This is a genomic window from Aeromicrobium stalagmiti, assembly GCF_013283745.1.
GTDB classification, from domain to species: Bacteria; Actinomycetota; Actinomycetes; order Propionibacteriales; family Nocardioidaceae; genus Aeromicrobium; species Aeromicrobium stalagmiti.
In genome coordinates this window covers 1,484,647-1,500,582 of the sequence record NZ_JABSTZ010000001.1, presented here as the reverse complement: position 1 = coordinate 1,500,582, position 15,936 = coordinate 1,484,647, and the positions used below count along the sequence as shown (strand labels likewise).

Sequence of the window (15,936 nt, the reverse complement as noted above, 5' to 3'; positions counted from 1 at the left end):
TCGACGCGGGCTCGCAGAGGCTGCAAAGACGGCCGACATCGGCTCACGCCGAGGCCGCAGCGAGGCGGGACGGCCACGCCGGTCCCTCGTAGATGAAGCCCGTGTAGCCCTGCACGAGGTCGGCTCCCGCGGCGAGGCGGGCACGGACGTCGTCGGGAGTCGTGACGCCGCCGACCGCGATGATCGCGAGCCGGTCGCCGACCCGCGCACGGAGACGGACGAGCACCTCGGTCGCCCGCTCGCCGAGCACCGGACCGGAGAGTCCCCCGGCTCCCGCGGCGTCGATCGTCGCCCGGGCGGTGAGCAGCGAGTCGGGCCGGGCGATCGTCGTGTTGGTGGCACTGATGCCGTCGAGGCCCAGCTCCAGCGCGAGGTCGGCGACGGCGTCCACGTCGGCGTCGGCGAGGTCGGGCGCGATCTTGACGACGAGCGGCACCCGCCTCGACGGGTTGCGGTCGGCGACCTCCTTGACCGCGGCGAGCAGCGGACGCAGCTCGTCGACGGCCTGCAGGTCGCGCAGGCCCGGGGTGTTGGGCGACGACACGTTGACCACGAGATAGCTCGCGTAGGGCGTCAGCAGCCGAGCGCTCTCGACGTAGTCGGCCACGGCGTCCTGCGGCGCGGTGGCCTTGGTCTTGCCGATGTTGACGCCGATGACGGCGGCGCGGCCGACCTTCGTGCGGCGCAGCCGGTGCAGGCGGGAGGCGACCTCCGCCGCGCCGACGTTGTTGAAGCCCATCCGGTTGATGATCGCGCGATCCTCGACCAGGCGGAACAGGCGCGGCCGGGGGTTGCCGGGCTGCGCCCGGGCCGTGACGGTGCCGATCTCGACGTGGCCGAAGCCCAGCGCCAGGAGTCCCGGGACGGCGTGGGCGTTCTTGTCGAAACCGGCGGCGAGGCCGAACGCGTTCGGGAACTCCACGCCCATGACGGTGCGGGGAGCGTGGGTCTGCGGGAACACCACCCGAGTGACCGGCCGACCGGCGCGGATCGCGGCGAAACCGCGCTCGTGCGCCTTCTCGGGATCCATCGAGCGGAAGACGGCGTCGAAGAAGGCGCGATAGACCACGACGTCAGCGTATCGGTCGGGCGCCGCAGGCGCCGTCCCTGCGGTCATCGGGCCGTGAGGGACGGCGCCAGGTCATCGCCGGGGCAGCACGTGGTCGCCGGGATCCTGGCCGCCGACCACGTGATCGACCACGATGCGGCGCGCCTCGTCGGCGTCGACCCGGCCGAACCAGGTGTCGTCGGGGTGCACGACCAGCACCGGGGCGTTGTTGCACGGGAACAGGCAGCCGGTCTGGGTGACCAGCACGTCGTCGTCGCCCAGACCGAGATCTCCCAACGCGTCGTCGACGGCCGCTGCTGTCGCGTCGGCGCCCTGCGCCTGGCAGCGCGGCCCCCGGCACACCAGCAGGTGTCGCGTGTGGGACGGCACCTCCTGCCACGCAGGTGACGTGAGGCCGGCCTCCCGTCCGGTCACCTCGCTGTCGCCGACGAGGATCGTCGCGCGCCGGTCGCCGGCACGCAGCCAGTGCCCCGCGACCCGCCGCAGCCACGACCGCGCCGGCGAGCGGCCGCCCACCACGACCGGCTCGAGGCGGATCGAGTCGACCCCGGCGTCGGCCAGCCGGTCCAGCTCGGCCACCAGCGAGGGCTCGCCGTGCTGGAGGAACGCGAGGGAGGCACCCGCAGCCTCCGCGCGCCGGTGCAGGACGTCGCGCTGGTTGGCCTCGCGGACGGACATCCCGACGTGGACGATCGCGCTCACCGGTGCCACACCACGTTCCACCGGTCGGCAGCGGCGTGACGGTCGATCGTCGTGCGGACGCCGAAGACGTCGAGGACCAGCGCGGACGAGAGCACCGACTCGACCGGGCCCGCCGCGACGACGTGCCCGCCGCGCATGACGACCAGCCGGTCGCAGAACGCGGCCGCCAGGTCAAGGTCGTGCAGCGCTGCGATCGTCGTGATGCCCAGGTCGCGCACCGTGGTCAGGAAGTCGATCTGGTGGCGCAGGTCGAGGTGGTTGGTCGGCTCGTCGAGCATCAGGAGCGACGGCTCCTGGGCGAGTGACCGCGCCAGCTGGACACGCTGGCGCTCGCCACCCGACAGGGTCTGCCACCGCCGGTCGGCGAGGTCGGCGACGCGGCCCAGCTCCAGCGCCGACTCGACCTGCCGACGTCCCTCGTCGAGCCGACCCGGCCAGCGACCCCGGTGAGGCGTGCGACCCAGCTCCACGACCTGACGGACGGTGAGGTCGAGCGACGTCGACGCGTGCTGCTCCAGCAGGGCGATGCGACGGGCCCGGACCCGCGCCGACCAGGCGTGGACGTCCTCACCGCCGACCTCGACCCGTCCCTGCGAGGGACGCCGCAAGCCGGCCACGACGTGCAGCAGCGACGTCTTGCCCGACCCGTTGGGCCCGATCAGACCGGTGACGCTGCCGGCCGGGAACTCGGCCGAGACCTCGTGCAGGATCGTGAGGTCCTTGACGCCCCAGTCGACGCCCTCGACGACGGTTCTCATGCCTGCCGCCCGTCACGTCGCAGCAGCCAGGCGAACACCGGGGCACCGATCACGGCCGTGACGACACCGATCGGGATCTCCTGACCGGTCACCAGGGACCGGGCGATCGTGTCGGCCCACACCAGGAGGATGGCGCCGGCCACAGCGCTCAACGGCAGGAGCCGGCGGTGCAGCGGGCCCCAGACGATGCGCACGACGTGTGGCACGACGAGCCCGACGAACCCGATGGCTCCCGTGAACGCGACGAGCGAGGCCGTCAGCAGGGCGGTGCCGACCAGCAGGGTCCACCGCGTGGCCGCGATCGAGACGCCCAGCGAGCCCGCCGACGCCTCCCCGAACGCGAAGGCGTCGAGGTCGGACGCGAACGCCATGATCAGCACCACCGCGAGCAGCGCGACGACGCACAGGAACGTCGCCGAGCCCCACCGCACGCCGGCCAGTGAGCCCAGCGTCCAGCTGAGGACCCGCCGGGCAGCGTCGTGGTCGCCGCTCATGATGACGACGAACGACGTGTAGGCGGCGCAGATCTGGCCCACCGCCACGCCGGCGAGCACCGTGCGTCCCGGCGGCAGGGTGCCGGTGCGCCCCGTCGCGAGCAGGAGCACGAGCGCGAGGGCGACCAGCGCACCGGCGAAGGCGCCGACGGTCAGCATCGTGGCGGAGACGAGACCGGCCACGCTGACGCCCAGGACGATCACGCTGACCGCGCCCACCGCGGCTCCCCCGGAGATGCCCAGCAGATAGGGGTCGGCGAGGTCGTTGCGGGTCAACGACTGCAGCACCGCGCCGCAGATCGCCAGGCCCGCACCGGTCGCGGCAGCGGCCAGCACGCGCGGCATCCGCAGCTGCCAGACGATCTGGTCGTCGAGCAGGTCGACGTCGATCCCAGCTCCCAGCCGGCGGAGGACGACCTCGGCCACCGTGCCGACGGGGACCGAGACGGCCCCGATGCCCAGGGCCACGACCATCGTCGCGACGAGCACCAGCGAGAGCAGCGCGATCGGGACGACGGCGCCGGACCGCTGCGCCGGCCGCGGCGGTGCCTGCAGCTGGTGCATCAGCCGCGGTCGAGCGTCGCGAGACCGTCGGCGACTGCCTGCGCCCCGTCGGCCAGTCGCACGCCGGGCGTCGTCTCGGAGAACGGCAGCACCACGAACCGCTCGTCACGGACCGCGTCGAGCGTGCTCAGCACGGGGTCCTTCTGCAGGAAGGCGATCTTGTCGGCGGCGGACGACCAGCTGGCGTCGGCCAGCACGATGACGTCCGGGTCGGTGGCGACGACCTTCTCCCAGCTGACGTCGGCCCAACCGCCCCTCAGGTCGGCGAACACGTTGGTCGCCCCCTCCGCGTCGAGGATCAGCTGGGGTCCTCCTTCGCCCGCGCCGGCGAAGGCGGTCTTGTCACCGGAGTCGAACCAGAAGACGTCGAGCCCCTCGCCGACCCGGTCCCGTTCGAGAGCCGCGAGCTGCTCCTGCTGGTCGGTGCTGATCCGCGAGGCCCGGTCGGGGACGCCGAAGACGTCGCCGACGAGCTCGATCTCCCTCCAGACCGCCTCGAACGAGACGTCCTCGCTCGGCGTGTTGTCGGCGCAGCCGAACAGCGAGGTCAACGACCCGATGCCGAGATCGGCGAGCTCGGACTGCGCGCCGGCGGCCTCACGGTCGAAGGCACTGGCGTAGGAGCCGTAGACGAAGTCGGGCTTCGTCGCGAGCAGGCTCTCGTGGTCCGGGTAATCCTTCGACAGCACCGGCACCGAGTCGTACGCCTCCTGCCACCGCTTCGGCACGGAGTCGTCGAGATAGGCCGTGCCGGCCAGCTGGTCCTCCACCCCCAGGGCGAGGGCCACCTCGGTGGCACCCTGGTTCATCGTCACGGCGCGCTGCGGCCGCGACGTGATCGTCGAGGTGAAGCCGCAGCTCGTGACCTTCACCGGATATCCGGATCGGTCCTCGGCGGCGGCAGCGGTGGGCTCCGGCGCTCCGGCGCACGCCGACAGGCAGAGCGCGGCGAGGGACAGCACGGTGGGAGTCAGACGGGCAGGGGTCAGCAAGGTACGACGGGTCGACGTCATGGGTCTCTCTCGAGTCCGGAGGCTCGTGCGCGAAGCCTGGTGAGCGGGTGACGCAGACGGGTGTCTGCGGCCAGCAGGTCTTCGGACTCGGGGTCAACCGGACGGCGCGCCTTCCCGGACCTCGCGATCCAGTGGCCTCGTGCTCCGCCCGTCGCCCTTACCGCTGCGCGTCAGTCCCGGACTCTCACCGGGTTCCCTGGCTCATCGCTGAGTTGACTGGCTGTCGCAATCTAGCACCCGTGAGCGACGAGTCGCACCGCGCTCTCAGGCGGACGCACACCCCGCTGCCCAGGACGCAGCGAGGTCGGACGCCACGCCGCCATCGACCCGGGAACGGTGCCGCGCCGAGGTCGTCACCGCGAGGTCGTCGACCCACGCCGCCACGGCGCCCGTGTCGATCGCACGACGGACCAGGTCGACGTCCTCGTGCACCGCCATCGCGCGGAACCCGCCGGCCACCGTGTAGGTGGTGCCTCGGATGCCGAGGTTGGCGCCGTGGACGTGGCCGTGCGAACCTCCGGCCAGGCGCACCTCGTAGGCGCGACGCCAGTGGTCGTGGACGACGAGGTCGCGAGCGGCCATCGTGATCGTCCCCAGCACGAGGTCGACGCCTGCTGCGGCGTGCGAGAGCTGCGCCCTCAACCAGTCCCGCGGGACGACGCTGTCCGCGTCGGTCGAGGCCAACCACAGTGATCGGGGATCCGTCGACCGGAGGCAGGCCCAGTCGGCACCCGCCGCCCGGGCCGCGCCGACACCCGGTCTCGGGTGGACGAGCACGTGGGCGCCGGCGCGGCGGGCTGCCCCGGCCGTGTCGTCGGAGCACCCGTTGGCGACCACGATCGTGTCAACCCGCACCCGGTCACCGACCCCCGCAGCAGCGACCTGCACCGAGGCGACGGCGCGCGCGATGGATGCCTCCTCGTCACGGGCCGGGATGACCACGGCGATGCTGCGCACCTCATCCACGGCCGAGCACCTCCAGCCGGAAGTCACGCTCGACGTGCTTCACGAGGGTGACCAGACCCTCGCAGGCCACCACCTCGTCGTGGGCCTCGTCGCCGGTGCACGTCGCCGCCTCGAAGCGGTGGCGCCAGTGCACCAGCACCAGGTGCCCGTCGGGAGCCAACGTGCTCATGACGTGGGCGAGCACCTGCACCCGGGCGGCGGCCGACAGGTAGTAGAGGACCTCCGACAGCACGACCAGGTCGAGGGGCCCGGCCGGCCAGTCGTCAGGCAGGGCGGCTTGGCGAAGGCTGACGTGGGACCCACCGACCCGTTGCCTCGCCAGCGTCAACGGGGCGGCGACGGGATCGGTCGAGATCAGCTCGTCGCATCGAGGCGCCAGCAGCCCGGTGAGCACGCCGATCGAGCAGCCCGGCTCGAAGCCGCGTCGATATCGGTCGCGCGGCAGGCTCGCCACCGTCAGCGCGTACTTGCGCTGCTCGTAGGCCCGCTCGGCCAGCTGCCACGGATCGCTCGACTCGGCGTACATCTGCTCGAAGTACTCGGCGGCGGTCATGCGATCACGACCTCGGGCGCGAACATGGCGTGCTGCAGGAGCGCCCCGTCGACGACTGCCTGGTCGTCGGGCCCGGGACTCAACGGCTGGACCTGCGTCACGAAGGCCGCGAGGGCACGCCGCTTGCGCGCCCGGTCGGACGTGGTGCTGTCGAGCCTGCGCACCGCGCCCCACCACCACTGGTCGTCAGGGACGGTCCACGCCCAGGTCCAGACCGGGTAGCGCCACAGCGGGGTCGCTCCCGCCGTCAGCTCGAGGGCGACCTCGCCCATGGCGTCGTGGTCAGGGTGCCCGTCGGCCTCGAACGGGGCGATGACCAGGTCAGCGTCTGCGACCAGGGGGCGCAGCCGTCGACGCAGCTGCTCGCGCTCGTCGTGCAGGCCGCCGTCGGGCAGCTGCAGCCGCTCGACCTGCGGGTCCTCGACACCCAGGAGCGACAACGCGTGCACCAGCTCGCGCGGACGGCGGAGTCGAAGCTCGTCCGGGGTGATCGCGGTGCTTCCGGGGTGGGACGCCTCGCCGTCGGTGGCGGTGACGAAGACCAGCTCACGATCCCGCTGCCGGGACAACCACGAGCCGATGGCCAGCACCTCGTCGTCGGGATGGGCCGACAGCACCAGGACACGCCCTCCGGGGTCGACCGCCTCGGCCGGTGGCTCCGCCTCCAGCCGCTGCCGCCACGCGTCAGACATCGTCGGCCCGCTCGGATCCCAGCTGCTCCATGTCACGCTCGGCATGGTGCTGGCGCACGAAGACCTGCAGGTCGGCGACGTGCTCGGCGTGTGCACCGTCGAAGGCCAGCGGCCCCGGCCCCGTGGCGCGCCCGACGTGGCTGATGACGCTCTCGACGGCCCCCGCCGTGTGACCCCGCAAGGACAACGCCAGACGTCTCGCCTGGCTGGTGCTCAGGGCTTGTCGGTCGACCAGGTCGGCGGCCGCCTCGAAGGCCAGGTCGGTCGTGTCGAGGGCCGACCGCACGGCGCCGAGGTGAGCCCGGCCGTGCGCGTCCAGACGGGCCGAGCCCCGCTCCAGGGTCGCCGCGACGCCGCGCGCGCCGCCCAACCAGCAGGCGGCGATGCCGATGGCGCCGAGCCAGAAGCCGGGACGGTCGACGTACGCCCCTGCCGGGCCGACCGGCTGGGCCGGGACGTCGTGGAGGTCGAGCGTGACGGTTCCGCAGCGGCTCATGCCCGGGCCGGACCACGAGGGTCCTGCCGCTCCTACCTGCGTCCCGGACCCCACCTCGATGGAGAACAGCCGCGAGCCGTCGGACGTCTCGGCCGTCACCAGCGCATGGGTGACGAGCGAGGCGCCGGAGCAGAAGGCCTTGACCCCGGAGAGCCGCCAGCCGTCCGTGCCCTGCGTCGCCGTCAGGACGGCAGTCGGAGGTTCCGAGGCCCACACGGCCCAGATCTCGCCGGCCCCCGGAGGCGGTGCGCCGAGATCGCCGAGGATCGCGGCAGCGTCGTGGTGGGGCTCGACGAGCTTGGCGAGCGGCAGGTCGATGGCCGAGATCGCGGACATCATCGACCAGCGCCGCAGCGTCTCGCCCGATCCGGGCACCGGCCACAGGTCGCGCGTGTGGGCGCGCAGGTCGTCGTGCGAGATCGGGGGGCGGGAGTGGGAGAGCGACATGATTCCTCGCGGAGGCCGACGAGCCGGCTGCTGCCCAACCGACCTCCACCGTCCCACTGCGTCGCGTCACCGCAACATTTACGGTGACGCGACGCCAGGTGCTACTCGGCCTCGAGCCGGGCCTCAGCCATCGACCGCATCGTGTCGGCGAAGCCGGCATCGTGCTCCAGCAGCTCCCGCACGGCCTCGTCACCGAGTCGCAGCGCCGAGATGGGCGACGAGGCGACGACCGACGCGTTGCGCAGGCGGTGGTTGACCAGGGCGATCTCGCCGAAGACCGCGCCCGGGCCCAGCGTCGCCAGGGTCTCGCCGCCCTTGCGGATCTCCACCGTGCCGTCGAGCACGATGTAGGCCGAGTCGGCGGGCGTGGACTCCATGATGATCGACCAGCCCGACGGGATGTTGACCTGCGTGCCGACCGTCGCGATGCGCTTGACGACCTCCGGGTCGAACCCCGTGACGTGGGTGAGGCGGTCAACGACCTCTGGATCGGCCTTGGGCTTGCGGAGCATGGGAGTTCCCTTCGTCAACGACGCACGGCGCCGGGAGGTGTCGTACGCCACACGGTAGCGACAAATGGCCGCTATTTTGTCTTGAGCGGCCGACGACTCGGCCAACGACCTCGTGGCGGGCTCCCGTCACCTCTGATCGGAGTGACCGTGGCAGCCGTGCACCGCTGGGGCAGTGACTGGTTGCTCGGCCCGCCGGATCAGCCGAGCCGACGGCTGCGTGCGCGCGTGCAGGTCCTGCTCACGGTCCTGCTGATCCTCACGAACGTCATCGGCGCCGGCATCGTCTTCGGGCTGACGTTCCTCATCACGCCGGGCGGCGGCCCGGACTCCACGTACCTCGCGGGACTGGCCATCGCCGTCCCCGTCTATGTCGGCGTCGCCGTGATCGTCGGCGCGAGCCTCGTCACCGTCAGCGCCCTGCGGGCCCTGCGATGGGTCCGCGACGACGACGAGCCGACCGCCGAGGAGCGTCGGATCGCGTTGAGACTCCCCTGGCGCATGACCCTGATCCAGTCGGGCCTGTGGTCGGGCGGCACCGTCGTGTTCACCGTGCTCGCGCTGTCCCTGCAGCCCGAGGCGGCGCTGAGCGCGCTGTTCGCCGTCGGCATCGCCGGTCTCGTGGTGTGCGCGATCGCGTATCTCATCACCGAGTTCGCCCTGCGACCCATTGCGGCGCGGGCGCTGGCCGGGCGGGCCGCGACCGACGAGCTCGGCGCGGGGGTCGAGCGCAAGATGGTCATCTTCTGGTGCCTCGGCACGGCGTCGCCGGTGCTCGGCCTGGTCGTCGCGTCGGTCATCGCGCTGACCCGCGACGACATCGACATCACCCGGCTGGCCTTCGTGATCCTCGGGCTCGCCGCTGTGGTGCTCGTCTTCGGCCTGCTCGTGACGGTGCTCAACGCCCGCTCGATCGTCTCGCCGATCGCCTCGGTGCAGGCCGCCCTCGCCCGGGTCGGCGAGGGCGATCTCGACGTCGAGATCCGCGTCAACGACGGCACCGAGCTCGGCCTGCTGCAGTCGGGCTTCAACGAGATGGTCCAGGGGCTGCGGGAGCGTGAGCAGATCCGCGACCTGTTCGGACGGCACGTGGGCCAGTCGGTGGCGGCAGCCGCGACGACAGGCCAGGTCGAGCTCGGCGGCGAGACGCGACTCGTGTCCGTGCTGATGATCGACCTCGTGGGGTCGACGACGTACGCGACCAACCGGCCGCCCAGCGAGGTCGTCGACATGCTCAACCGGTTCTTCGCGATCATCGTCGAGGAGGTCGACCGCCGCGACGGGCTCGTGAACAAGTTCATGGGTGACGCTGTGCTTGCGATCTTCGGCGCCCCCACCGACCTCGACGACCACGCGGGCGCCGCTCTGTCCGCCGCACGCGTCATCGCCGCCCGCATCGCCGACGAGATGCCCGAGATCGGCGCCGGCATCGGCGTCTCGACCGGCCAGGCCGTGGCCGGCAACGTCGGGGCGCGGTCGCGGTTCGAGTACACCGTCATCGGCGACGCCGTGAACTCCGCGGCCCGGCTCGAGGAGCTCGCCAAGGACGTCGACGGGGGCGTGCTCGCCGCTGCCGCCAGCGTGACCGCTGCCGACCCCGCGGAGCAGCCTCACTGGGTCGAGCACGACTCCACGGTCCTGCGCGGCCGCGACGCCGCGACCGCCACGGCGAGGCTCGCCGACCCGTCCGCCCGCGACTGAGCGACGTTCAGCGACGTGCCGGTTGGCTCGTCCCTGGACGGGTACGCCCTCGGCTCACCCCCCAACCCCCTTGGAGATCCCCATGTCGACCGACGCCATCGTGCTGCTCAAGAACGACCACCAGGAGATCCGCAAGGTCTTCAGCGCCTTCGAGAAGGCAGGTCCCGACGCCCATGTCGCCAAGGGTCAGCTCGTCAACCGGATCATCGAGCTGCTGACCGTCCACACCTACATCGAGAACGAGGTCATGTATCCCCGCGTGCGCGACCTGATGCCCGAGCTCGAGGACGACGTCCTGGAGTCGTACGAGGAGCACCATGTCGCCGACGTGCTGGTCGTCGAGCTCGCCGGCATGAAGCCGGACGCCGAACGCTTCACCGCCAAGACGATGGTGCTGATCGAGAACGTCACGCACCACATGGCCGAGGAGGAGCAGGAGTGGTTCCCGAAGGTGCGTGCAGGGCTCGGGCGCACGACCCTGCAGGAGATCGGTGCGGCCATGATCGAGGCGAAGATGACGGCCCCGCGGCACCCCTCCCAGCCCAGCGCCCTGAAGAAGACGATCGACGCCGTCATCAGCTGAGCCGGCGCGCGGCGAGAGCGGGCCGCCGGATCGTTTGACCCGGCGGCCGGTGGGTACATCGGCGCGATGAAGACGATGCTCGACGCCATCACCTCGACCTCGTTCCTGTTCGCCGAGGTCGCCTCGGGAGCCGGCGGTGCCGTCACCTCGACCCTGAGGCGGCAGCCGCGAACGAGCCGGTCGTGGCTGCAGCCCCAGCGCCACCACGTCGCGGCGGCCGCGCACACGACCCCGTGAGCGGCACCACGAACGACTTCAGGCCGGACGGCCACGACGAGATGCTGGCCAGCGTCCAGCCAAGTGTCGAGGAGGTCGACGCCGAGGTGCGCGCCAAGCTGACCGGACAGTCGGTCGCGAGCATCGCTTCCCAGGCCGAGGACGCCTTCGCGACGATCGGTGTGCAGCTGACGGGCGAGCAGCTCGCGGCCTACGCGGACGCCGTGAGCCGGGGTGCGGCCTTCGCGATCGAGCTGGTCACCGAGAGCTGAGCCGGGACGCGGGCCGCGTCTGCGCTGTCGGCCCGTGCCGTCCAGCTCAGTGCTGCCGCAGTCGCTTGACCAGCTCAGCCTTCTTCTGGTCGGAATAGCTCGACAGGCCCAGCTCCTTGGCGCGCCGGCGCAGGTCCGCGACGGTCCAGTCGTCGTAGGAGCCGGCCTCTCCGCCCTTCGCACCGACGGACGACTTTGATCGTCCCTTCTGCGCTGCGGCGTTGGAGATGCGCGCAGCCTTCTCCTTGGAGGCACCCTCCTTGCGGAGGTCCTCGTACATCTCGGGCTTCTTCAGGCTCGGAGTCTTCTTGTCGGGCATGTCGTCCTCCTGCAGTTCGATTCTCCATGTGGGGTACCCCGGCCTGCGGCAGACATGCGACAGCCTCGACCTCGGTGCTGCGCAGGCCTACGATCACCCCATCGGACGTCGAGGCCGGGAGGCGCCATGACCACGTTCCACACCGTCCTGCTCCAGATGGGCAACAACGTCGGGATCGAGGTGCCGGAGGACGTCGTCCTCGGGTTCGAAGCAGGTCGGCGCGTGCCGGTCACGGTGGAGGTCAACGGCTACGTCTACGCATCGACGATCGCCTCGATGGGTGGCCGCTTCCTCGTGCCGGTGTCGAAGGCCGTGCGGGAGGCTGCCGGCGTCACGGGCGGCGAGGCGTACGACGTCACGCTCGAGCACGACACGTCGACCCGGACGCCCGACGTGCCCGACGACCTCGCTGCGGCCATCGAGGCCGCCGGTGTCCGGCCGGCGTTCGACGCCCTGCCCCCCAGCCGGTCGAAGGAGCACGTGCGCTCGGTGACCGAGGCCAAGGCCGCGGAGACCCGCTCCCGCCGGATCGACAAGGTCGTGGCGTCCCTCACGGCGTGACGACGGGCCGGGCTGCGGACGCTGTTTGTCCCTGCCTCTCGGGGGTACCCGCCGCCTGTCCGGCACCGCGCACCTTGGCAGACCACGCAGCCCGAAGGATCCTGATGGACGCACTCGGCCACTACCTCCGCATCCACCTGACCGGCTCGGCCGGCGGGATCGAGCTCTTCTCGCGCGGCAGCGGCATGCCCGACGAGGAGGCCCGCCGCGTCGTGCTCGGCATCAGGGACGAGCTGGTCGAGGAGCGCGAGCAGCTGCTGTCGATCGCTCATCGGGTCGGTGCACGACCGGCCCCGCTCGCGGCCGTCGCCGCGAAGGTCGGCGAGCGCATCGGTCGCCTCAAGCCCAACGGCCACCTCCTGCACCGCACGCCCCTGACCGACCTGATCGACCTCGAGGCCATGCGCGTGGCGGTCGCCGGCAAGACCGCCGGCTGGGAGGCCCTGCTGTCCGTCGTCGACCAGCACGACGGACTGCCGCTCGACGAGCTCACCGCGCTCCACGAGCAGGCTCTCCGCCAAGGCGAGCAGCTCGCCGAGCTCCACTCCCGTGCCGCAGCGCGGGCCCTCGTCCGTTGACACCCCACCACCGGAAGGTTGACATGAGCACCCACCCGAGCGAGCCGACCGGGACGCCCCGTCCCGGGGATCCCGAGCACCCTCCGACCGACACTGACACCGAGGGCAATCCCGTGACGCCACCCAACCCGGCCGAGCGCTGACGGTCGGCGCACTGGGGCAGCCGACGAGCAGGGTGCTGGACGTGTTTGGGAATCGTCGTCGGGGGTACCCGACGATGCTCCGGGGCCGCACGGGTGCCGCGTTCGAGCTGGACCGGCCCGGACCTGACATGAAGGTTCTGCCATGAACGACCTCCTGAACGACCGCTACGAGCTCGGCGAGGTCGTCGGCGCAGGTGGCATGGGAGCGGTCTACCGCGCCACGGACGTGCGGCTCGGCCGCACCGTCGCGGTCAAGGTGCTGCGGGGAGGTCCGCTCGCCGACGAGACGGCTCGCGCCCGCATGCGCAGCGAGGCTCAGCTCGCCGCGTCCATCCATCACCCCGGCGTCGCGCAGGTCTTCGACTTCGCCGAGGTCAGCTCGTCGCACGAGGGCATGACGTTCATCGTGATGCAGTACGTCGAGGGCCACTCGCTCGCCCAGCTCCTGCGCGACCAGGGTCCGATGGCGCCCGACCAGGTGATGTCGGTCGTGGTGCAGGTGGCCGAGGGCCTCCAGGCCGCCCACGAGGCAGGCATCGTGCACCGCGACCTGAAGCCGGCCAACATCATGCTGACGCCCGCCGGCCGCACCGTGCTGGTCGACTTCGGGATCGCCCGGACGGCGACGAGCGAGCCCCTCACCGACACCGGGTCGCTGCTCGGCACAGCCGACTACATGAGCCCCGAGCAGGCCTCAGGACGCCCGGCGACCCCGCAGTCCGACCTCTACGCCTTGGGCGTCGTCGCGCACACGTGCCTCACCGGCGAGTCGCCGTTCCGCCGCGAGACGCCGGTCGCCACAGCACTGGCTCACCTACAGGACGACCTGCCTGTGATGGAGGTGGCTGCGCCTGCGGCGGTCCGCGAGCTCATCGAGTCGCTGACCGCGAAGGACCCGGCCGCCCGTCCCTCGACGGCAGCTGTCGTGGCGCTGCAGGCGGCCGCGATCGGCGCTGCCTCCACGATCGACCTGCCGCCGACGTTCGAGTTGCCTGCCGTCGCGCACCCTCAGCCCACCGGCGTGATGACGAGCGTCCCGCCGACCGGCGTGATGACGAGCGCCCCCGCGACCGCCCCTGTGCCCGGCCCCGCCGGGTCCCGACGCCGGCCGCTGCTGCTCGTCGCGGCCGCTGCCGCAACCTTGATCGTCGGTCTCGTGGGCGTCAACGCCGTCGGCTCCGAGGACGAGCTGGTCATGCCGGACGTCGTCGGCATGAGCATCGACGATGCCTCGGCCCAGCTGCGTGACGCCGGCATGACAGCACGCCCACGCACCGTCGACGTCGCCGGGCACCGCTCCGGCGACGTCGTGAAGCAGACCCCCGCCGCCGGTTCGATACCGTCCGACGCCGGGACAGTTCGCGTCCTCGTCGCATCGGGGAAGGTGCGGGTGTCGGCCGACGACGTGGTGGGGACGACGTATGCCAAGGCCGCGGCAGCCCTCGAGAAGCTCGGGTTCCAGGTGAGGCGTGACGACGTCGCGCAGCAGGCCGACGCGGGTCAGGTCGTCGCCCTCGACCGGTCGGGGCGGCTGCCCGACGGCAGCACCATCACCTTGTCGGTCGCCGTCGCTCCCGCGGCCGAGTCGAGCGGGTCGACCTCGACCTCCGGCAGCGGATCGAGCACCTCCACCGGCAAGGGCAAGTCCAAGGGCAAGTCGAAGGGCAAGGGCGGCAAGTAGCCGCCTACGAGCGCGACCTGCACCGACCCAGCGGCTCGGACCATCGGGTTTATCCTCTCCCCTTCGGGGTAATCAGCAACGAACTTCAGCCTTCGAAAGGGGCATTCCATGTATTTCGGTGGCTCAATCGCGTTGATCGCGATCGGCGCAGTTCTGTCGTTCGCCGTCCAGGACTCTGTGTCAGGCGTCGACCTCGTCATGGTCGGCTACATCTTCATGGCGGCCGGAGCCCTCGGCATCGTCCTCAGCCTCGTGGCCAACGGGCAGCGCAGCCGCACAGCCCGGCGCGACGAGCTCCCGCCTCGCTGACCACGTCCACGGGCGGGCTGGGCCCTCAGGTCGTCAGGCCCGACCGGACCGACGGCACATAGTCGGCAGGAACCACGGCGACCGGCACGTGGGAGTGCCGCAGCACCCGTGACGCGACGGAGCGGGAACCGATCCGCGGATGTCTGCCGGCGGGGCGACCCATGACCATCAGGGACGCGTGGGTGCCGGCGGCGAGGCAGGACTCGACCAGGTGGCCGCCCTCGACAGCCACGGTGATCGACACCGAGGGGTGAAGGGATCGCCACCTGTCGAGCTCGTCCTCCAGGCGACCCAGGCGCGCCTGTCGTCCGGGGTAGTCGCTGGTCGCGCCTGCCGCCAGCACGACCGACAGGCCGGTCCCGCGGAGCTCTGCGGCCTCCAGGGCGAAGCCGATCTGACCGTCGGCCGGGTGCAAGCCGTCGACGGCGACGAGCACGGGTGCCTCGCGGCTCCCGGGCGGCGTCCCGCGAGGAACCACTACGACCGCTGCCACCGCATGCAGCGCGACGCGCTGCGCGACGTCGGACCAGCCCGTGGAGATTCGCATCGGGTCGTCGGTCCCGATGACCATCCGGCACGCATGCTCGGTCTCCGCGGGCAAGCGCGTTGCGCCGCGCAGTGGCGGCCACCACCTGCGGCGTCACCTCGGTGCTCATGCGCACCGACACGTCGTCGCCCAGCACGTGCATCGTCACCTCGTAGCCGGCGTCGTTGAACACCTGGATCATCGCGTGGTTGATTGGCAGCACGTCGGCCACGAACCACGACGTCCCGGTCCTCCTGGCGTCTCTCGCCGCGCGCTCGAGCAGCAGTGTCGCGATCCCCTGGCCGTGCTCGTCGTCCGCCACGAGGAAGGCGATCTCCGAGGTGGCGGCGTCACACCGCTCGACATCGGCCACGCCCAGGATCTTGCCGTCGCGATCGACGACGAGCGTGGTCACGTCCGGCGACCCGCTGAACAGGTGGCTCAGGTGGCGGTCGACCATGCCCCGTCCGACCGTGAAGAAGCGGGTGTAGAGGTTGTGGACCGACGTCGACTCGAAGAGGGCCCTCAGCGCGGGCTCGTCGTCCTGGGCCAGCCGCCGAACGACGACGGTGCTGCAGTCGAGCAGCAGGGCGACATCGACGTCCACGCCGGCTCCGGTCATGTCGGCAGTCTCGCGCGGTCATAGTGACTCCGCCCGGGCCGGAGGGCCGGAGACGAGGGGACTCATGGCCCTGCGGCGTCCACGCTCTCCCGCCGCAAAAAGATCAAAATCCGTCGCACGCCCTCCCCTGGCCCTACCGTGGATCTCTGACGACGCCGTTCG

20 protein-coding genes, 1 pseudogene and 1 riboswitch are annotated in these 15,936 nt (G+C 71.7%); of the genes and pseudogenes, 8 read left to right on the top strand and 13 right to left on the bottom strand.

The genetic code is table 11. The features are described 5' to 3' along the window. Positions 1–43: 43 nt before the first annotated feature. The 10 genes from HQK15_RS07380 to HQK15_RS07335 form a co-directional block, all read right to left on the bottom strand. Positions 44–1,069 carry a quinone-dependent dihydroorotate dehydrogenase gene (locus HQK15_RS07380; RefSeq protein WP_367649090.1) on the bottom strand — a complete coding sequence of 342 codons (1,026 nt, stop codon included), beginning with the start codon at positions 1,067–1,069 and terminating at the stop codon, positions 44–46. Positions 1,070–1,141: 72 nt separating this feature from the next. Then, positions 1,142–1,771, bottom strand: coding sequence for an NAD(P)H-dependent oxidoreductase subunit E (locus HQK15_RS07375; protein ID WP_367649089.1), 630 nt, complete (start codon positions 1,769–1,771; stop codon positions 1,142–1,144). After that, on the bottom strand, positions 1,768–2,529 hold the full coding sequence (locus HQK15_RS07370; RefSeq protein WP_173490721.1) for an ABC transporter ATP-binding protein: 762 nt from the start codon (positions 2,527–2,529) through the stop codon (positions 1,768–1,770). Before HQK15_RS07370 ends, HQK15_RS07375 begins: the two co-directional genes overlap by 4 nt. After that, positions 2,526–3,587, bottom strand: coding sequence for a FecCD family ABC transporter permease (locus HQK15_RS07365; RefSeq protein WP_173490720.1), 1,062 nt, complete (start codon positions 3,585–3,587; stop codon positions 2,526–2,528). The genes HQK15_RS07370 and HQK15_RS07365 overlap by 4 nt, the downstream gene beginning before the upstream one ends. Continuing rightward, entirely contained in the window at positions 3,587–4,600 is a 1,014-nt protein-coding gene (locus tag HQK15_RS07360; protein ID WP_173490719.1) for an ABC transporter substrate-binding protein, read from the bottom strand. Before HQK15_RS07360 ends, HQK15_RS07365 begins: the two co-directional genes overlap by 1 nt. 55 nt (positions 4,601–4,655) lie before the next feature. Beyond that, a riboswitch (cobalamin riboswitch) is annotated at positions 4,656–4,836 on the bottom strand. A 28-nt stretch (positions 4,837–4,864) separates the two neighbouring features. Next, positions 4,865–5,566: a glycosyltransferase family 2 protein gene (locus HQK15_RS07355; protein WP_173490718.1), complete on the bottom strand. Its 702-nt coding sequence runs from the start codon at positions 5,564–5,566 to the stop codon at positions 4,865–4,867. Further along, a complete protein-coding gene (locus tag HQK15_RS07350) occupies positions 5,559–6,119 on the bottom strand; it encodes a class I SAM-dependent DNA methyltransferase (RefSeq protein ID WP_173490717.1) in 561 nt (186 codons plus the stop codon). Before HQK15_RS07350 ends, HQK15_RS07355 begins: the two co-directional genes overlap by 8 nt. Then, the gene (locus tag HQK15_RS07345; protein ID WP_173490716.1) at positions 6,116–6,811 is read right to left on the bottom strand and encodes a PIG-L deacetylase family protein; all 696 of its coding nucleotides are present in this window, start codon (positions 6,809–6,811) and stop codon (positions 6,116–6,118) included. The genes HQK15_RS07350 and HQK15_RS07345 overlap by 4 nt, the downstream gene beginning before the upstream one ends. Further along, positions 6,804–7,754: an acyl-CoA dehydrogenase family protein gene (locus HQK15_RS07340; RefSeq protein ID WP_173490715.1), complete on the bottom strand. Its 951-nt coding sequence runs from the start codon at positions 7,752–7,754 to the stop codon at positions 6,804–6,806. The genes HQK15_RS07345 and HQK15_RS07340 overlap by 8 nt, the downstream gene beginning before the upstream one ends. A gap of 101 nt (positions 7,755–7,855) precedes the next feature. After that, on the bottom strand, positions 7,856–8,266 hold the full coding sequence (locus HQK15_RS07335; protein WP_254450677.1) for a cyclic nucleotide-binding domain-containing protein: 411 nt from the start codon (positions 8,264–8,266) through the stop codon (positions 7,856–7,858). Between the two features lie 147 nt (positions 8,267–8,413). Between HQK15_RS07335 and HQK15_RS07330 the strand changes: the two genes are divergently transcribed. From HQK15_RS07330 to HQK15_RS07315, 4 genes are all read left to right on the top strand, one after another. Further along, entirely contained in the window at positions 8,414–9,964 is a 1,551-nt protein-coding gene (locus HQK15_RS07330; protein ID WP_367649088.1) for an adenylate/guanylate cyclase domain-containing protein, read from the top strand. Between the two features lie 82 nt (positions 9,965–10,046). Beyond that, a complete protein-coding gene (locus HQK15_RS07325) occupies positions 10,047–10,547 on the top strand; it encodes a hemerythrin domain-containing protein (protein ID WP_173490713.1) in 501 nt (166 codons plus the stop codon). 66 nt (positions 10,548–10,613) lie between these two features. After that, a complete protein-coding gene (locus HQK15_RS07320) occupies positions 10,614–10,784 on the top strand; it encodes a hypothetical protein (RefSeq protein ID WP_173490712.1) in 171 nt (56 codons plus the stop codon). Beyond that, a complete protein-coding gene (locus HQK15_RS07315) occupies positions 10,781–11,035 on the top strand; it encodes a hypothetical protein (protein ID WP_173490711.1) in 255 nt (84 codons plus the stop codon). Before HQK15_RS07320 ends, HQK15_RS07315 begins: the two co-directional genes overlap by 4 nt. A gap of 46 nt (positions 11,036–11,081) precedes the next feature. Here the strand turns inward: HQK15_RS07315 and HQK15_RS07310 are convergent, their stop codons facing one another. Continuing rightward, positions 11,082–11,354 carry an SAP domain-containing protein gene (locus HQK15_RS07310; RefSeq protein ID WP_173490710.1) on the bottom strand — a complete coding sequence of 91 codons (273 nt, stop codon included), beginning with the start codon at positions 11,352–11,354 and terminating at the stop codon, positions 11,082–11,084. Between the two features lie 126 nt (positions 11,355–11,480). Between HQK15_RS07310 and HQK15_RS07305 the strand changes: the two genes are divergently transcribed. The 4 genes from HQK15_RS07305 to HQK15_RS07290 all read left to right on the top strand — a co-directional run bounded on the left by HQK15_RS07305 (position 11,481) and on the right by HQK15_RS07290 (position 14,626). Further along, positions 11,481–11,915, top strand: a complete 435-nt coding sequence (locus HQK15_RS07305) for a YdeI/OmpD-associated family protein (RefSeq protein ID WP_173490709.1) — start codon at positions 11,481–11,483, stop codon at positions 11,913–11,915. A 104-nt stretch (positions 11,916–12,019) separates the two neighbouring features. Next, a complete protein-coding gene (locus tag HQK15_RS07300) occupies positions 12,020–12,493 on the top strand; it encodes a hypothetical protein (protein ID WP_173490708.1) in 474 nt (157 codons plus the stop codon). 285 nt (positions 12,494–12,778) lie between these two features. Then, positions 12,779–14,317, top strand: coding sequence for a protein kinase domain-containing protein (locus HQK15_RS07295; protein ID WP_173490707.1), 1,539 nt, complete (start codon positions 12,779–12,781; stop codon positions 14,315–14,317). Positions 14,318–14,425: 108 nt separating this feature from the next. Beyond that, the gene (locus tag HQK15_RS07290; RefSeq protein WP_173490706.1) at positions 14,426–14,626 is read left to right on the top strand and encodes a DUF6458 family protein; all 201 of its coding nucleotides are present in this window, start codon (positions 14,426–14,428) and stop codon (positions 14,624–14,626) included. Positions 14,627–14,651: 25 nt separating this feature from the next. Here the strand turns inward: HQK15_RS07290 and HQK15_RS07285 are convergent, their stop codons facing one another. Then, complete coding sequence (locus tag HQK15_RS07285; RefSeq protein ID WP_173490705.1) at positions 14,652–15,173, bottom strand: universal stress protein; 522 nt, start codon at positions 15,171–15,173, stop codon at positions 14,652–14,654. A 211-nt stretch (positions 15,174–15,384) separates the two neighbouring features. Next, positions 15,385–15,774 (bottom strand): annotated as a pseudogene (locus HQK15_RS19080) (GNAT family N-acetyltransferase); the annotation flags it as partial. Positions 15,775–15,936 lie beyond the last annotated feature (162 nt).

What these genes read in the sequence shown, in the direction of transcription:
- HQK15_RS07365 (WP_173490720.1), bottom strand. Translation starts at nt 3,587, where the DNA reads ATGCACCAGCTGCAGGCACCGCCGCGGCCGGCGCAGCGGTCCGGCGCC.
- HQK15_RS07345 (WP_173490716.1), bottom strand. Translation starts at nt 6,811, where the DNA reads ATGTCTGACGCGTGGCGGCAGCGGCTGGAGGCGGAGCCACCGGCCGAG.
- HQK15_RS07300 (WP_173490708.1), top strand. Translation starts at nt 12,020, where the DNA reads ATGGACGCACTCGGCCACTACCTCCGCATCCACCTGACCGGCTCGGCC.
- HQK15_RS07320 (WP_173490712.1), top strand. Translation starts at nt 10,614, where the DNA reads ATGAAGACGATGCTCGACGCCATCACCTCGACCTCGTTCCTGTTCGCC.
- HQK15_RS07350 (WP_173490717.1), bottom strand. Translation starts at nt 6,119, where the DNA reads ATGACCGCCGCCGAGTACTTCGAGCAGATGTACGCCGAGTCGAGCGAT.
- HQK15_RS07295 (WP_173490707.1), top strand. Translation starts at nt 12,779, where the DNA reads ATGAACGACCTCCTGAACGACCGCTACGAGCTCGGCGAGGTCGTCGGC.
- HQK15_RS07340 (WP_173490715.1), bottom strand. Translation starts at nt 7,754, where the DNA reads ATGTCGCTCTCCCACTCCCGCCCCCCGATCTCGCACGACGACCTGCGC.
- HQK15_RS07305 (WP_173490709.1), top strand. Translation starts at nt 11,481, where the DNA reads ATGACCACGTTCCACACCGTCCTGCTCCAGATGGGCAACAACGTCGGG.
- HQK15_RS07370 (WP_173490721.1), bottom strand. Translation starts at nt 2,529, where the DNA reads ATGAGAACCGTCGTCGAGGGCGTCGACTGGGGCGTCAAGGACCTCACG.
- HQK15_RS07290 (WP_173490706.1), top strand. Translation starts at nt 14,426, where the DNA reads ATGTATTTCGGTGGCTCAATCGCGTTGATCGCGATCGGCGCAGTTCTG.
- HQK15_RS07310 (WP_173490710.1), bottom strand. Translation starts at nt 11,354, where the DNA reads ATGCCCGACAAGAAGACTCCGAGCCTGAAGAAGCCCGAGATGTACGAG.
- HQK15_RS07335 (WP_254450677.1), bottom strand. Translation starts at nt 8,266, where the DNA reads ATGCTCCGCAAGCCCAAGGCCGATCCAGAGGTCGTTGACCGCCTCACC.
- HQK15_RS07360 (WP_173490719.1), bottom strand. Translation starts at nt 4,600, where the DNA reads ATGACGTCGACCCGTCGTACCTTGCTGACCCCTGCCCGTCTGACTCCC.
- HQK15_RS07285 (WP_173490705.1), bottom strand. Translation starts at nt 15,173, where the DNA reads ATGCGAATCTCCACGGGCTGGTCCGACGTCGCGCAGCGCGTCGCGCTG.
- HQK15_RS07325 (WP_173490713.1), top strand. Translation starts at nt 10,047, where the DNA reads ATGTCGACCGACGCCATCGTGCTGCTCAAGAACGACCACCAGGAGATC.